General features: G+C 41.7%; 14 protein-coding genes and 1 pseudogene. 6 read left to right on the top strand and 9 right to left on the bottom strand.

The genetic code is table 11. The features are described 5' to 3' along the window. Positions 1–6 precede the first annotated feature (6 nt). Positions 7–1,647, bottom strand: a complete 1,641-nt coding sequence (locus MF4640_RS04185) for a CTP synthase (RefSeq protein WP_078388817.1) — start codon at positions 1,645–1,647, stop codon at positions 7–9. Positions 1,648–1,873: 226 nt separating this feature from the next. Between MF4640_RS04185 and MF4640_RS04180 the strand changes: the two genes are divergently transcribed. Continuing rightward, positions 1,874–2,275, top strand: coding sequence for an internalin (locus MF4640_RS04180; RefSeq protein ID WP_078388789.1), 402 nt, complete (start codon positions 1,874–1,876; stop codon positions 2,273–2,275). Positions 2,276–2,333: 58 nt separating this feature from the next. Here the strand turns inward: MF4640_RS04180 and MF4640_RS04175 are convergent, their stop codons facing one another. Beyond that, positions 2,334–3,224 carry a LysR family transcriptional regulator gene (locus MF4640_RS04175; protein ID WP_078388788.1) on the bottom strand — a complete coding sequence of 297 codons (891 nt, stop codon included), beginning with the start codon at positions 3,222–3,224 and terminating at the stop codon, positions 2,334–2,336. A 110-nt stretch (positions 3,225–3,334) separates the two neighbouring features. Between MF4640_RS04175 and dkgB the strand changes: the two genes are divergently transcribed. Together dkgB and MF4640_RS04165 are read left to right on the top strand one after the other, a co-directional pair. Continuing rightward, entirely contained in the window at positions 3,335–4,141 is an 807-nt protein-coding gene (gene dkgB / locus MF4640_RS04170; RefSeq protein WP_078388787.1) for a 2,5-didehydrogluconate reductase DkgB, read from the top strand. A gap of 8 nt (positions 4,142–4,149) precedes the next feature. Then, positions 4,150–5,294, top strand: a pseudogene (locus MF4640_RS04165) (MFS transporter). Positions 5,295–5,354: 60 nt separating this feature from the next. Here the strand turns inward: MF4640_RS04165 and MF4640_RS04160 are convergent. From MF4640_RS04160 to MF4640_RS04150, 3 genes are all read right to left on the bottom strand, one after another. Next, entirely contained in the window at positions 5,355–6,452 is a 1,098-nt protein-coding gene (locus MF4640_RS04160; RefSeq protein ID WP_078388786.1) for a YheT family hydrolase, read from the bottom strand. Positions 6,453–6,532: 80 nt separating this feature from the next. After that, positions 6,533–6,946, bottom strand: a complete 414-nt coding sequence (locus tag MF4640_RS04155; protein WP_078388785.1) for a nuclear transport factor 2 family protein — start codon at positions 6,944–6,946, stop codon at positions 6,533–6,535. Between the two features lie 178 nt (positions 6,947–7,124). Continuing rightward, complete coding sequence (locus MF4640_RS04150; RefSeq protein WP_078388784.1) at positions 7,125–9,149, bottom strand: NADPH-dependent 2,4-dienoyl-CoA reductase; 2,025 nt, start codon at positions 9,147–9,149, stop codon at positions 7,125–7,127. Between the two features lie 169 nt (positions 9,150–9,318). Between MF4640_RS04150 and MF4640_RS04145 the strand changes: the two genes are divergently transcribed. Beyond that, positions 9,319–9,858: a PadR family transcriptional regulator gene (locus MF4640_RS04145; RefSeq protein WP_078388783.1), complete on the top strand. Its 540-nt coding sequence runs from the start codon at positions 9,319–9,321 to the stop codon at positions 9,856–9,858. A 22-nt stretch (positions 9,859–9,880) separates the two neighbouring features. Beyond that, a complete protein-coding gene (locus MF4640_RS04140; RefSeq protein ID WP_078388782.1) occupies positions 9,881–10,792 on the top strand; it encodes an alpha/beta fold hydrolase in 912 nt (303 codons plus the stop codon). A 157-nt stretch (positions 10,793–10,949) separates the two neighbouring features. Here MF4640_RS04140 and MF4640_RS04135 read toward each other — a convergent pair whose 3' ends face one another. Genes MF4640_RS04135 through MF4640_RS04125 form a run of 3 tightly spaced genes read right to left on the bottom strand, consistent with a single transcriptional unit; the run spans position 10,950 to position 12,965 of the window. After that, positions 10,950–11,729 (bottom strand): glutathione S-transferase N-terminal domain-containing protein, encoded by a 780-nt coding sequence (locus MF4640_RS04135; protein ID WP_004696607.1) that lies wholly within the window; start codon positions 11,727–11,729, stop codon positions 10,950–10,952. Positions 11,730–11,778: 49 nt separating this feature from the next. Then, on the bottom strand, positions 11,779–12,291 hold the full coding sequence (gene rraA, locus MF4640_RS04130) for a ribonuclease E activity regulator RraA (protein WP_004696606.1): 513 nt from the start codon (positions 12,289–12,291) through the stop codon (positions 11,779–11,781). A gap of 8 nt (positions 12,292–12,299) precedes the next feature. Then, positions 12,300–12,965 carry a nucleoside-diphosphate sugar epimerase gene (locus MF4640_RS04125; protein ID WP_078388781.1) on the bottom strand — a complete coding sequence of 222 codons (666 nt, stop codon included), beginning with the start codon at positions 12,963–12,965 and terminating at the stop codon, positions 12,300–12,302. 213 nt (positions 12,966–13,178) lie between these two features. Between MF4640_RS04125 and rpsT the strand changes: the two genes are divergently transcribed. Beyond that, positions 13,179–13,445, top strand: a complete 267-nt coding sequence (gene rpsT / locus MF4640_RS04120; protein ID WP_078388780.1) for a 30S ribosomal protein S20 — start codon at positions 13,179–13,181, stop codon at positions 13,443–13,445. Positions 13,446–13,679: 234 nt separating this feature from the next. Here rpsT and MF4640_RS04115 read toward each other — a convergent pair whose 3' ends face one another. Next, on the bottom strand, positions 13,680–16,298 hold the full coding sequence (locus MF4640_RS04115) for a M66 family metalloprotease (RefSeq protein WP_078388779.1): 2,619 nt from the start codon (positions 16,296–16,298) through the stop codon (positions 13,680–13,682). Between the last annotated feature and the right edge of the window lie 26 nt (positions 16,299–16,324).

The raw sequence follows: 16,324 nt of genomic DNA, 5'->3' as shown, positions 1-16,324 counted from the left end.
CCCAAATTACTTCGCTTTTTTGTACTGTGCTTTCGCAGCATCAATAAAACTAGCAAATAATGGGTGTCCATCACGTGGTGAACTTGTAAATTCCGGGTGGAATTGTACAGCAATAAACCAAGGATGTTGAGGAATTTCAACTGTTTCTACTAGGTGCTGTACAGGTGAATAGCCAGAAATTTTCATGCCAACTTCTTCAAGCGCTGGAATAAAACGGTTATTCATCTCATAACGGTGACGGTGACGTTCAATAATATCTGCTGAACCATACACTTCACGTGTTTTAGTGCCTTCAACCAATTCTGATTTTTGGGCGCCCAAACGCATCGTACCACCAAGATCAGAGTCAACATTACGCTGTTGAACCTCACCGCGCTCATCTAACCATTCAGTGATTAGACCAATCAATGGAGATTTAGTCGAACGGTTGAATTCAGTCGAACTCGCGTCACTAATACCCACGACATTACGTGCATATTCGATCACAGCCAACTGCATACCTAAACAGATACCCAAGAATGGAACACCGTTTTCACGTGCGAATTTAATCGCTTGCATTTTCCCTTCAGTACCACGTTCACCAAAACCACCCGGTACCAAGATTGCATCCATATCTTTCAATACTTCATTGACATCTTGGCTTTCAAGTTCTTCAGCATTGACATAGTCAATTTGAACTTTAACGCGATTCTGAATACCCGCATGTAAAAGCGCTTCATTCACAGACTTATACGCATCTGGAAGTTCAACATACTTACCAACCATTGCAACACGAACCGTGTATTCAGGGTTTAGTAGCGCCTCTACAACATTGTCCCAATCTGTTAAATCAGCTTCAGGCAAGTCATTGAAACCAAAACGTTCACAGATTAAGTCGTCAACATTTTGCTCATAGAATGTACGCGGAATTTGGTAAATGCTGCGCGCATCTTTACACACCACAACTGCACGTGCTTCAACGTTTGTGAACAAGGCAATTTTACGGGTCGTGTCTGCATCAACATCATATTCAGTACGACAAATTAAAATGTCAGGCTGAATACCAATCGATAACAATTCTTTTACCGAGTGCTGAGTTGGTTTAGTTTTCAACTCTGCCGCAGATTTGATATATGGAAGCAAAGTTAAGTGCATAAGCATAGTGCGCTTATGACCTAGTTCAACCATAAGTTGACGTACAGATTCCATGAATGGGAGAGATTCGATGTCACCTACTGTACCGCCAATTTCAACAATCGCAACGTCATAACCTTCGCCTGCGCGAAGTACACGTTCTTTGATGTTGTCTGTAATATGTGGAATAACTTGAACAGTTCCACCAAGGTAGTCACCACGGCGTTCTTTATTTAAAACGTCTTGGTATACGCGACCAGAAGTAAAGTTATTTAACTTGGTCATTTTCGCACGACGCAAGAAACGTTCGTAATAACCCAAGTCTAAATCGGTTTCTGCACCATCCTCTGTGACAAAAACTTCACCATGTTGGAACGGGCTCATAGTCCCTGGATCGACATTAATGTATGGATCCATTTTTACCATGGTTACTTTTAATCCACGGGCTTCTAAAAGCGCAGCAACTGAAGCAGCTGAAATACCTTTACCTAGTGATGAAACTACACCACCAGTCACGAAAATAAAATGGGTCATTGGGTTTCTCGTACAATCGAGCCTAATTCGGCCTGCAATGTTGCGCAATTTTACTTTACCTTGTACCAATAAAGCAAAGTCAATCCGCATCAATTCATAGAACAATAAACAATTGGATATTCTATCAGCATTTGGCAGATAAAATTAAGCTAAGTTCATAGGATTTTCATCTTGCATTTTGCTGTTATAATGGCGCGATCCTTCAAACACTCGATTTTATGTAATTATGAATAAAAAACTTTTAATTTGTGGTGCCATTGCAGCAGGCTTACTATTAACAGCATGTGTAAAGAAAGAAGCGCCTAAAGAAGATGAACAAGAACAAGTTGAAGTCGTTACTACAGAGCAACAACAAACTGTTGAACTGCAACCTTTAGCAGCGTCTGAGCCGGAGATTCCAGCGCAAGTTGAAGTGATTCGCGAAGAAACACCGAATACAACTACCGAGATCCGTCGTGAAACGCCAGCACCTGCTCCAGCAGCTCAGCCTGCACCTAAAGCAGAAGCACCAAAAGCTGAAGAAAAACCAACGCAAGCACGTCCAAGTAATACAAACCCAAATGCACAAACTGAAGACGATGCCGTTGCAGCAGCCATTGCAGCAGCGACACCAGCTTTAGAAAACTAATTATCACTATTTAGATGATTAAAAAAACCCGATTGATATCGGGTTTTTTATTGCTGATTTATAAGTAGTCTTTTAATTTTTCTACAAGAAAATCAATAAATAAACGAATACGCTTTGGCACATAGTTCTGTTGATAGTAGACTGCATGTATTTTCTGCTCTTTGATCTGAATTTGGTCTTCCAACAAAGCAATAAACCGCCCATCTTGAATATCTTGCTCGACCATAAAACGTGACAAACACGCAATCCCTGCCCCTTGCAATGCCAACTGACGAACCGTTTCACCATTTGAGCATTTAATTTTGGCCTGAATAGTTAAAGGTTCATCCTCCAACTGAATAGGCCACGTATTTAAATGTGCAGGCTGACTAAAACCAAGCAAAGTATGTGAGCTTAATTCTGCTGCATTTTTAGGTAGACCATGTTTTTGTGCATAAATCGGACTTGCCACAATATATAAACGACTTTTGCAAAGCAGCTTGGCATGTAAGCTTGAATCCGCCAACTCACCAAACCGAATCGCGACATCGGTTTTATGTTCAAGTAAGTCTATAACCTGATCGTGATTGGTAATTTCTATATCAATTTTTGGATAGCGCTGCATAAACTCTTCAATCAGCGGCACTATCACATGCAGCACAAAAGGCGTTGCTGAATCAATCCGAATTAAACCAGATGACTCAGCATCATTATTTTGCAGACTTTCTTCAGCTTCGGTCAGATCGAGTAAAATTTTACGTGCCTTTGCCAAAAACTGCTGCCCTTCATAGGTCAACTTGAGCTTCCGTGTCGTTCGCTCTAGCAAAGTCACATTCAACTTTGACTCTAGACGTTGCAAGGCTCGGCTGACACCCGATGTGGTTTGATCCAATTGCTGCGCAGCTTTGACGATAGAGCCACTATCAACAATGCTCACAAAAGCCGTTAATTCTTCTATGGTTGATTTCATGTGTAATTATTGATTAATAGTCAATAATATTTTGCAAATTACCCAGTTTTTAAGCAAGTCTTTTTTCTACAAAATAGCCTCATTCCATGAAACAAGTTATCGAGTAAAAAATGAATATCGTTCCTCAATTCGGCCTAGGTACTTTCCGTTTAACAGGTGACACTGTCATTGAGTCTGTGAAAACTGCACTAGAAGTCGGTTATCGTGCGGTCGATACTGCTCAAATCTATGGTAATGAAGCCGAAGTTGGTCAAGCCATTGAACTCAGTGGTATCAATCGTCACGATCTTTTTCTCACCACAAAAATCTGGACGGAAAATTACTCAGCAGAAAAATTGATTCCAAGCTTAAAAGAAAGTTTGCATAAACTAAAAACCGATGCAGTGAATCTAACCTTGATCCACTGGCCTGCCCCAAGTACAGGTGTAAACATTACAGAACTCATGCAGAACTTATTGGAAGCGAAACAACAAGGTTTGACCGAACACATTGGTATTTCTAACTTCAATATTGAGCTGACTCAACAGGCGATTGAGAGTATTGGGCTAGAAAACATCGCGACTAACCAAATTGAACTCAGTCCTTACCTACAAAACCATAAGTTAGTTAATTTCCTCCAAGCTCAAAACATTGATGTCACTTCATATATGACACTGGCTTACGGTAAGGTTTTGAATGATCCTGTTTTAATGCACATCGCGCAGCAACATCAGGTATCGACTGCACAAATTAGCCTAGCTTGGGCATTACAACGTGGTTTTGCAGTCATACCATCTTCAACCAAACGTGAACACTTGATGTCCAACTTAAAGGCACAAGAGATTCAACTGTCGACTGAAGAAATGATGGCAATTACGCAATTAGACCGAAATCAACGTGAAGTTAATCCTGAGGGATTGGCTCCTATTTGGGATTGAGCATCGCTATGAAAATTAATTTTCCACTTTTGGCACTTGCAGTGGGTGCTTTTGCCATTGGAACCACCGAGTTTTCACCCATGGGCTTTTTGCCTGAAATTGCCAACGATTTGTCCGTTTCAATTCCACAAGCCGGACTGCTGATTAGTGCCTATGCAGTAGGTGTCATGATTGGGGCTCCGCTCATGACCTTATGGCTGGCACGCTTTCCTAAGAAAACAGCTTTAATCCTATTGATGGCTATTTTCACGATTGGGAATGTGTTGGCGACCGTTGCACCTGATTATATGAGCTTAATGGGTGCACGTTTAATTACCAGTTTAAACCATGGTGCATTCTTTGGCTTAGGTTCGGTGGTGGCAGCTAGTGTTGTGCCTAAAGATAAACAAGCCAGTGCGGTCGCCATGATGTTTATGGGTCTCACCATTGCCAATATTGGCGGTGTGCCACTTGCGACGTGGCTCAGTCAAAATACCAGTTGGCGCATGGCCTTTGCTGCTATTTCAATCTTAGGCATCATGACCATGTTGGCACTATGGAAAGCACTCCCGCAAGATCACGACGTGGTTAAACCGAATGGAGCAAAAGAATTGCGTGTTTTAACACGGGCGCCTGTCGTCCTTGCTTTATTAACCACAGTCATGAGCGCGGGCGCCATGTTTGCGTTATATACCTACATTGCTCCGAGCCTACACGTATTTATGCAGGCATCACCGCAAACCATCACCTTAATGTTGGTTTTAATCGGGATCGGTTTCTCCATTGGTAATCATTTGGGTGGAAAGTTTGCCGATCTATCCCTAGAGAAAACCCTGATAAGCTTCCTTGTACTTTTGATGGTGATGATGCTTGTTTTCCCAGTATTAGCGCAAACAACCGTTGGGGCAGCGATTGGCTTAGTGATTTGGGGTGCAGCAGCATTTGCGGTAGTACCTCCACTGCAAATGCGCCTGGTCTCGCCTCTTCAGTTAACATTGGCGCGTTTAACTTAGGCAATGCCTTAGGTGCCTTTGCAGGTGCAACGGTACTGAGTATGCAACTCAGCTATGCAGCGGTTTCATATGCAGGTGCCGCACTCAGCTTTATGGCCTTGATCTTGGTCTTACTGCAGATGAAGTTCGGTCTCAGCAAGAAAGCCTGTGAAGCCGTTTAAGCCTTTACACTGCTGAACCAATCAAAAAAAGACCTACACAACTGTAGGTCTTTTTTATACTTAGTGTTTTTGTTGTTCCAGTTTCAAAAAGTCCGCAATCAGCTTGGTTGCCCAAGACTCTGTATTGAGTGCCCCTTCATAGAAGCCACAATGGCTACCTTTTTTGGTGGTCACAACGGCAATATTCGGCATTTGACGGATCATGTCTTTATACGGTTCAAAATTTTTAATGTGACAGACAGGATCATCCTCTGCATTTAAAATCAGCAATGGAATGGTGACATTTTCAAATACATAAATTGGATTTGTAGCTTGGTTATAACTGTCATAGTCCACAAAACCCGCCATTTCATAATAACTCGACTCAAACTCAGCCAAGGTTTTGGTCATTAAGACTTGCGACACAGACGCTGTTTGTTGCCACGTTTGCTGGTAGGGAAAAATAAATTTCTTAAACAGCTTTTTAGTCATGACCTTACTGTAAAAGGGATGCACATTTACAAAACCCAACTCAGTGTTATAGCCCGGACACAGGGCAAAGGCCGCCTTAAAAGGGGTTTGACTCCCTTCTTCGCCTAAGTAACGCACCAAAAGCCCCGTTCCTGCAGAAGAGCCTACCGCATACAACGTTGAACTTGGAAATGTGCTTTGAATAAAGGCAATTTGCTCACGTAAATCATCGGTTGAACCGAAAAGATTCATTTTGGGTACAGGCATTGGAAGGTCTGCATGTCCACGGCGTAAGCACAGTGCAACGCGCCAACCTGTATAACGATTTAAGTCACGCACCACTTCACGCATACTTTCAGGAGAGCCCGTAATCGTATGCATAACCACAACCGTTGGCGTCACTTCAGGCAAGTCATAACCGAACCACATAATGCCAGTGACCCCACCATCTTGCATCTCTAACTGATCAAAATGATCGTATTCCAATTGAATCTGACGCTTGCGAATCACATCAAAATACAAAAGATGGGCATGCGTGTTGGATAACCACGGCGTTGGTCGATACTTTTCTTGAAGCTGTGTAAGCGCCCCAACAGTCTCTTGAATTTGCCCTTGTGGGTTAATATAGAGCTTCGGTTGTTCCGCACCAGTCACTCGATCCCACGCCGTTTGGCTTAATTGGTTTAGCAAACTGAACACAGCATTCATATCAGTACCTTCTTTTTCCTATCTTTCTTGGTGATGCATCAATTTTCGTGCCTAACTATAAATAACAAGTCACACGTTTATCATCCAGCTTGAGGTGCAAAAGCTGCCATTCGCTGTCCCATTTGTACAGCTAAGGCCTCTAGCCCAGATTTAGGACGGATCATCACTTCAAAATCTACAATTTGACCTTGCTCATTAAAACGAATCATGTCAATCCCTTTGAGTTTCTTTTCGCCGACATTGGCAGAAAACTCAAGGACAACACTTAAACCATCTTCTGTAAAAAACTCACGATGGTAAGTAAAGTTTTCAAAAACCTGAATCACATTACTTAAAATAAAAAAAACCACTTGCTTACCCGGATAAGGATTAAACGCCACAGGAGAGCGAAACACTACGTCTTCGGCCAAGAGTTCACTCAAAGTACTCATATCACGGTTGCTGATCATCTCATGCCAACGTTGCAGTGCTTGTTTTGTTATTGCTATGCTCATTATTCTATCCTTATGAATTTGAATGACTTTAATAGATTAAATGAAGACAGTTTGTCCCTCTAGAAAAGGCAGAGATGAGAAAAAATACTCATATTTTTGACAACACCTCTCATCCCCCCTCCTTAAAGGAGAGGGACCTCTTTACAATTTATTCAACTGATTTAAAAATGATGATGTTTTAAATAGTTGCAGCCAATTCAGCACCTTGACGAATTGCACGCTTTGCATCTAACTCACCCGCTTCTTTTGCACCACCAATTAAATGCACATTCTTACCATCTGCTTTTAACTGATCATACATGGCTGTGTAAGATTCTTGGCCTGCGCAAATAATCACATTATCCACTTCTAACACTATTGGCTGATCATTGACGGTAATGTGTAGTCCTTGATCATCAATTTTGTCGTAGCTTGCGCCTGCAATCATTTTTACATCGCGATGTTTTAACCCTGTGCGGTGAATCCAACCCGTGGTTTTACCTAAGCTTGCACCGACTGCCTTCGCTTTACGCTGTAGAAGGTAAATTTCACGATCTGACTGCTCCAAGACTGGCTGTTTTAAGCCACCGACATGTGCATAGCTGGTATCAATTCCCCACTCATCATAGAATTTTTGTGGGTTTAAACTACCGCTTTCACCTTCATGGCTTAAGTATTCTGCTGTATCGAAACCAATACCACCCGCACCAATAATCGCGACTTTTTTACCGACAGGCTTACGCTCACGTAGAACTTCGATATAGCTCAACACTTTCGGGTGATCAATCCCGTCTATAGTCAACTCACGTGGAGTCACACCCGTTGCAACCACAATATCATCAAACTCAGACTGGCTTAATTCTTCATAGCTTGCAGTATGGTTCAGCACCAATTTAATATTCGGTTGTAATTCAATTTTACGTTTGAAATAACGCAGTGTTTCGTAAAACTCTTCTTTACCGGGAATAGTCTTCGCAATATTAAACTGACCACCAATTTGATTGGCTGCATCAAACACTGTTACTTGATGCCCACGCTCAGCAGCATAAGTAGCAAAGCTTAAACCCGCAGGGCCAGCCCCAATCACTGCAATATTTTTCTTTTCTGCACTTTCTTTAAAAATCAGTTCAGTTTCATAGCATGCACGCGGGTTGACTAAACATGTTGCAATTTTCATCGAAAAAATATGATCTAAACATGCTTGGTTACAGCCGATACAGGTATTGATTTCATCACTACGACCCTGCTCTGCTTTGAGTACAAACTCAGCATCTGCAAGCATTGGTCGTGCCATAGAAATCATATCTGCGTGACCTGACGCCAATACATGCTCAGCCATTTCAGGAGTATTGATACGGTTTGACGTAATCAATGGCACCTTGACAATGCCTTTTAATTTTTCAGTTACCCATGTAAATGCAGCACGTGGCACTTTAGTTGCAATGGTCGGAATACGTGCTTCATGCCAACCAATCCCTGTATTAATAATCGTTGCGCCCGCTTTTTCGATTTCTTTAGCAAGCTGAATTACTTCTTCTAAAGTCGAACCACCTTCAACCAAATCCAACATTGAAAGACGATAAATAATAATAAAGTTTTCACCCACTTCTGCACGAGTGCGTTTTACGATTTCAATCGGAAAACGAATACGGTTTTCATAGCTTCCGCCCCATTCATCATCACGATGGTTGGTACGTGCGGCGATAAATTCATTGATTAAGTAGCCTTCTGAACCCATGATTTCAACACCATCATAGCCAGCAACTTGTGACAATTTTGCACAATTCACAAAGTCCGCAATAGTCTGATTCACTTCAGCAGAAGTAAGAGCGTGGGGTTTTACAGGGTTAATCGGTGCTTGAATTGCAGAAGGTGCAACGTTTTCAGCCTGATAAGAATAACGCCCTGTATGTAAAATCTGTAATGCAATTTTACCACCCGCATTATGTACGGCTTGTGTAATGACTTTATGCTTTTCCGCTTCTTCTAAAGTATCTAACTTAGAACCACCGTGAAAAGTCACACCATGATCATTCGGTGAAATACCACCTGTTACGATTAGCCCTACACCGCCAGCGGCACGCTCTGCATAAAATGCCGCCATGCGATCATAACCACCTTCAACTTCTTCAAGTCCAACGTGCATAGATCCCATCAATACGCGGTTTTTTAATGTGGTAAAGCCTAAATCTAAAGGCGCAAGTAAATGCGGATAATTAGACATGTGTACTCCTTGGCGTGCTTTCGCTGGCTGGTATTTTAAATACAAGGTTAGATCAAATTATTTAATGCAACAAGTTGCATAATGTTTATCTTTATAATCGAGATTTGTTTTTTATGCAACATGTTGCATAATAACTCTACGTCCATTTTATTTGCGAAATATTACCGAAATGTCATTAGCTCATGTTTTATTGACCAGTTTGATTGAAAAACCAAGCACAGGTATTGAGTTAGCGCGTCGTTTTGACCGTTCAATGGGCTTCTTTTGGAATGCAACACATCAACAGATATATAGAGAACTCAGCGCTATGCAAAGCAAAGGCTGGATTTCAACGATAGAAGATGATGGTGCAACCTCGCGTAAAAAAACCTATCAGGCAGAACAGCTCGGACGTACAGAACTTGCCGACTGGCTGGTAAAACAAAGCTCACCTGCCCAGCTCCGTGAAGAACTGATGGTGAGACTGCGTGTTGAAGCTCAACTTGGCGGCAACACGGTTTTGCCTGAACTTGAACGACATCTCATACTACACAAAGAAAAACTACAAATTTACCAAAGCATTTTTGCCAAAGACTTTGGTCATGCTGAAGAAAATGATCGCACCTTATACATCCATAAAATGATTTTACAACTTGGAATTAATTTAGAAAGTGGTTGGATTGAGTGGCTAGAGACCATGATTCCAGCTCTTAGAAACTTCGAAAAATAATAAACAACGCAAAGGATTGACCATGCCACATTATTTAATGCCAGATGGCGAAAAACTCTATGTTCGAGAATTTGGACAAGGCACACCTGTACTGGTTTTATCTGGCTTAGGGATGCAAAGTTGGCAATGGCTGCCATTTTTATATCAACACCGTAAAAAGTACCGCTTTTACATTCCTGACTGGCGGGGTTTTGGTGGTTCAGCACAGTGTAAAATTCCCACACTGGATGCGATTTCCAGCCACTGGCAAGATTTAAACTGCTTTCTAAATCGATATGCTGATACAGCATTCCATGTGATTGCCTATTCTATGGGCGCCACGACAGCCATGCATGGCATGCAGTATGGTCGCTTTCAAAACCATATCCGCAGCTATTTACACATTGACCAAACCCCCAAGATTAGCGTTGATGCAGACTGGCCACATGGTTTATTTGCTGAAAAGCATGCTGACTTCAAAATCATCCTACAAAACATTGCAGACCTATTGGCCCAAAATGCACAGTACCGTTTAGTCTCAGACTTAACAGCGTCCATGCGTACAGAACTGGTCAAGCAATGGTTGGCTTTTATTCAACTGCAAGCCACACCATCTCGAACTGCGGCCTTATTTCAAAAAGCATTTCAACAGCCATACTTGCAAAAGTTCATGCTCCCAATCCAGCGTTTAGACTATATGGCTTGGTATATTCAAAATTATCTTGACCATCAAGAAGACTATCGCAGTGCGCTCAGTCAGATTGACCGACCAGCTACATTTTTTATTGGTGAAGATTCAAAACTTTATCCTGCTCAAGGACAAAAGCTGATTGCCTCAAGCGTACCGCATGCCAAAACGGTGATCTTTAAAAAATCTGGGCATACACCTTTATTGAGTGAACCGCGCAAATTTTCCCAAGAAATTACACGTTTCCTCAAGGCTACAGACGTTTAAATGTGTGTCGCACTATCAAGCCAAATGATGAATATTTTTATAACATCTGAAGATAAATACAATTAATCATTCCATTGTAATGACAAAAATCAGATCAACCCGATAAAACATCAATACTTAGGAATTAAAAAAGGCATCTCTAAGAGATGCCTTTTTCTTATGCTGCATAGGTCTGCTTGAGATAAGCAACAATATCCGCCGACTCAAACAAAGCTGTTTCAGTGTTCGGATCAACCAAATATGGCACTTGAATATCACGCCCCATCACCTGCATGACTTGCTCACGCTTTCCACCTGCCAAAGGTACATATTTGCCCGGCTTTAAACGCAGTACTGCTGGGCCTTGATCTTGCCAACGTTCTTTAGGCACATTATGAAACTTAAAAGGGAGCTCCAACTCGGTCAGTAAACCACGGACAATCCGAGTATAAGGACTGGCTTCAAATCCCCAAAGTTGTAACAGCTGTTCTGGCGCTACGCGATCTTTAATACTCTTGTTGATCCACACCCCACTCGCACCATTTACCAATGTCCCGACATAAGCAACATAAGGTGTTTTGGGATAATGTGCATACTTTTTCGGTGTTTTACCACTGCGTCCATACTGTTCAAACAAGTAGTGAATAATATCTTCAGATTCGTACAACTTGGTGTCAGTGTTCTCATCGAGTAAAAAAGGAAATTGGGTTTTTCCACCCAACTGTTTCACCAAAGGACGATATTTAGTTCCACCCTTAGGACATGGATACACTTCATAATCCAAGTTCAACAAAGTCAGTACTTCACGCACACGACGACAATATGGCGAGCCTTCAAACTCATAGAGCTTTAAAGGTTGCTCAGGTTGTTTAGGATGCGGCGTTCCAGTTACACCACGCCCACCTTGCGCAAGCCCCGAAAAAAGAGCCTGAATCACTTTAATTTGATGCTTCACCATATTACACGTCCATATCTTTTGTTTATGTTGTTATGAGTCTGGTTGCTACTTATGCATCGACCAGTTTTTCTTTTGCAATGACAATACCGTTATTATCCGCATAGAGATAATGACCTGATTGAATGGTGACACCACCAAAATGCAGGCTGATATCAACTTCCCCTACACCCTTACGATTACTTTTTTGTGGAATGGCGGCTAAAGCATGCACCCCTAAATCCAGTTCAGCAATCGCATCTACATCACGGACACAGCCATAAATCACCACACCATTCCAGTGATTTTTGACTGCTGACTCTGCAATTAAGTCTCCCATCAAGGCACAGCGCATCGAAGCGCCACCATCCACAACCAATACTTTACCCGTACCATCTGTTGCTAACAGCTCTTTCACCCGAGAGTTATCTTCAAAGCATTTAACCGTAACCACCTGACCACCAAAGGTTTTACGCGCACCATAGCTCTTAAAGAACTTACCATCCATTGATGGGCTGACCACTTGTAAATCAAGTTCAGGATGATCATCCAATAAATCGCATGTCACAAATGCTGTCGTCACCACACTTCCCCTCATTTTGTCTTTTGTATGCGTAAATTATCATATATTTCAAATTTCTCGGTCTGCGTTTGGGCAGCCTCGACCATAGTATGAGCCACTTGTTCTGCTGTCACTGGCTTATATTTAAAATGCTTTGGTATAAAATGCGATAGTTTGGTATAAGCCTTTTGGAATATATCTTCCAACATACGACCTTCATTACGCTGTCCGATCAGTAAGGATGGCTGCAAAATACTGACCTTATATAAATCGAGTCCTCGAATAGTCTCTTCAAGCTCACCTTTGACGCGATTATAGAAAATTTTTGAATTGGCTTGCGCACTCAAGGCACTGATCAACACATAATGGGTTTTGGTCAAAACAAACAACTCAGCAAAATGTGCATTCACCACATAGTCGATGGCATAAAACTGCTCTTTTGAGCCAGCTTTCTTTAAAGTCGTCCCCAAACAACTAAAAGCATGACTGTAGCCCTGAACATCTTCATGGTTAAGTAATAAAAAATCATCCAGCTCCAGTTGCTGAACTTTGTCATAGTGATCGAGCTGCACATTATGCTTTCTGACCACAGCCAGTATTTTGCTACAACTTGGCAGTTGTTGTAATTGTTGAATCAGGTTTAAGCCCACCAAACCCGTTGCTCCAATTACAATGGCTTGTTCTATATTTTGTGTCATTTTTATACAAACTCCCATGCAGATGGCTAATCTTACCTTTTCTTTAGAATTTTTATGTATCTTAAATATAGTCAAAGCATGTCAAGACTTGACTTCACTGCGTATATTAATCAAAATATGCCACTTGTTTACGGGCTGGTGATTGTTCTTCTGATGTGGTTTTCAGTTTGAATTTCAGCCCGCCCAGACCAATCTATTTCAAGGAGTGCACGAGTGGCAAACTCTGCTCAAGCTAAAAAACGTGCTCGTCAAAACGTTAAAGCACGCAAACACAACGCAAGCTTACGTTCTATGGTTCGTACTTACATCAAACGTACAGTAGCTGCTATCTCTGCTGGTGATTACGCAGTTGCTTCTGAAGCATACAAAACTGCTGTACCAGTAATCGACCGTATGGCTGATAAAGGCATCATCCATAAGAACAAAGCTGCTCGTCATAAGAGCCGTTTAAATGCACAAGTTAAAGCTTTAGCTAACTAATTTATGCATTAAAAAAAGCCCTTTTTAAAGGGCTTTTTTTGTATCTATTTTTTGAACCTTCTAACGCCTACACCTTTTCCAATACATCTCTGACTTAACAATACAGCTTAAAACTCAAATAAAATCTAGCAAGTGCTCTCTGGCACCCACGAGAACATCTACTTACAAAAAAAGCCCCCTTTTTAGGGAGCTCCTTTCATTTCATGTTAAATCATTTGCCAGATGAGCAGTGGTTTAATTCAAAGATTGAGTTTTCAAGTTTTTCACTAAAATACCAATGTTTTTTGAGGTTGCCCCAGCCAAAATCATACTTGTATTTTGATTCAGCATTGTCCATCTTTGATTATTATTTCCAGAGCAACTATATCGAATTGCAATTTGACGGTTATTTACCAAATTACCCGAGTTTAGATCTAAGCACTGTCCTGATTGTTTAATAGCAGACGTCGTGGCATCCATTGACCACACTTGTGCTGCATTATTCGCCACACAGTCAGTCAAGGTGACTTTCGCACTTCCTCCATTCCCCGTTAAACACTGTCCCATAGCCGCTTTGCTGTGGATACGCCCTAAACTGTCATAAACCCACTGCTCGGTATCATCAGCAGTACAAGCCGACGGCCCACTAATGTAAACATCCATTTTTTGGTTAGATGCCAGCTCTGTTTTCAAGCAATTCTTGTTATTTTTCAACAATCCACTTTGTGCAAGTGGGTCATCTTGTTGTAAACCTAGCTGTTTGATAAAAGCATTGAGTGCATCAATCGCAGCAGGTACATCTTTGCCCAAATCATCATAATAAACATTTACCCAACGATTTAAACGCATCCACCTAGTTTCTTGCTCTTCATAACGCTCAAGTACCTGCTGTGCAGCTAAACTCATCTCATTTTTATATGACTTATAAGCCTGATAAAGCATTAAACCGTTTGGTGACAAAACAATAATATTGTTCGCCGCTTGATTCAGTAGCCCTTGCTCAAGTAGGGGCAACTCTACATCGCGTAAGGCTTTATAACCCTGTGCTTTCCCAATCTTAACTGCAGACGTAATAGCCGTAACATATTGGGGAATCACTGTCGTCGATAATAATTTGGCAGCAGCATTGGCCTGCTTACAATATAAATCAACTTTTTGAGGGTGATCTGCAAGCGCTAAATTGACATGTAATTTATTGGCATTACTACCTAATCGTGTCGGAGCCAGTGCAATATTGGTTACTGTATTTGGATACTGTACATTTAACCAACATGCATCCTGATTTAACGCAGTATTTGCAGCGGGTAAATCATAAACATTGCCCCAGTTTGAACGTGCCGCAGGATAGAGTAGCCCAACCTTTGCAACAGGGTCATAGCCACCCAAAATGGTCACTACAGGCTCACCAAAAACACGTGGGCGTAGATAGTTTTGATTAGACTGATACCAAACAGGTGCTGAAGAATTGGGCATCTTCTCTTGAAACACTTCCATTTGCCTAGTCTTAGCATTCCACTTTTTATAACCCGTCGGTGAAGTCTTGTCCCACACTAAGAGTTTATTAAATTGAGGTTGAATTTTTTCGAAGGTGCTGTAACCCGTATAGTGGGTATAACGTGAAACTGAGCTTGATGCATAACCACCAGACATGGCATCTCGGCTATGTGGATATAAAGCTAAAAAATTTGCAATTCCTGTAGAAGAAGCCCATAAATCCTTATTATTCCAAATCAAATTACCCCGCATCATATTGCGATACGGAATATAACCCCAACCACTATCTGCATGATGTGAAGTCCAAAACTGGTTATCACCCGCCTGCCCAGGATAATGCCCCAGTCCATAATGGTGTCCAATTTCATGACTAAACTCGTTTCCAACCGAATCATACAACGTCAGCATGCCATTACCACCACTTAAACCATGATTACTTTCGCCATTGGCATATTTTCCACGGCTATGGTGTGCAACTACGGTTTGGGTTAATTGAGGCTGATTTTGACTTGCCATCGAAGCACTGGTAATGCCCCAGTTTGCTAGATTAATACCTACGCTAAATGTCGACTTACCCACGTTTTCACGCATGTCACCCTCATAAACTCCGCCTTGGCTGGTGCTTGCCGTATCGTAAATCGTCCCGTCTGCAATCATGACGCGATCTAACTGAATATCATCATATTTTGCAACGGTCATTTCAGCAGCTGGAATCGTTTGAAAGTAATCTGAACCTGCCCGAACAGGATCATTCAGCATATAGTGACCATTGGAAACAGGAGGAGCCGTTAACATACCGATACGAATATTGTTTAAGACCAACTCTCCCGGAGAGGCAAAATCAATTTTGTCTTCCGCAATTTGCCCCTGACGTCCAAGAGAATCTTTGATCTGAATACGCAAACCTGGACGTATTTCATCCCAATTGAGTCGAGCACTCCACGCGCGCTTACTATATTGCACACGCGGACGGTCATCAGTATTAGTTTGATCAGACTGAGGAATGTGTGTTGGATCAGCCAATTCAATAGTTCTTAACCATTGGTTATTCATATAGATGTCTGCACTCAGACCATCAATTTTCCCCATGCTATCAGTTGGCGTAACTAACAATAGCGCTTCTTTTTCCATCGTCAGACGCGGCATTTTTTTACTTTCATTACCATTTGGATCAACCACATGACTCTGACCAAATTGCAGCATTGCTTCGAAGTTACCAGTTAAGTCATTTCGTATCATACGTGTTCTTGAGTTTGCATCGTAATCAAAATAACCCAATGTATTTCCATCAGCCACATCCTGTGTAGGTTCAGCATAGGTTTTCACTACAGACGTTGTAGAGTTTTCGGTTCCACTTTCTCCACCACACGCAGCTAACATCAGTGTTACAACGCAAAGACTTAGCT

Source organism: Acinetobacter sp. MF4640, from assembly GCF_002018895.1.
GTDB classification, from domain to species: Bacteria; Pseudomonadota; Gammaproteobacteria; order Pseudomonadales; family Moraxellaceae; genus Acinetobacter; species Acinetobacter johnsonii.
Note: the sequence above shows the minus strand (reverse complement) of the source record. Positions and strands in the feature narration are given on the sequence as shown.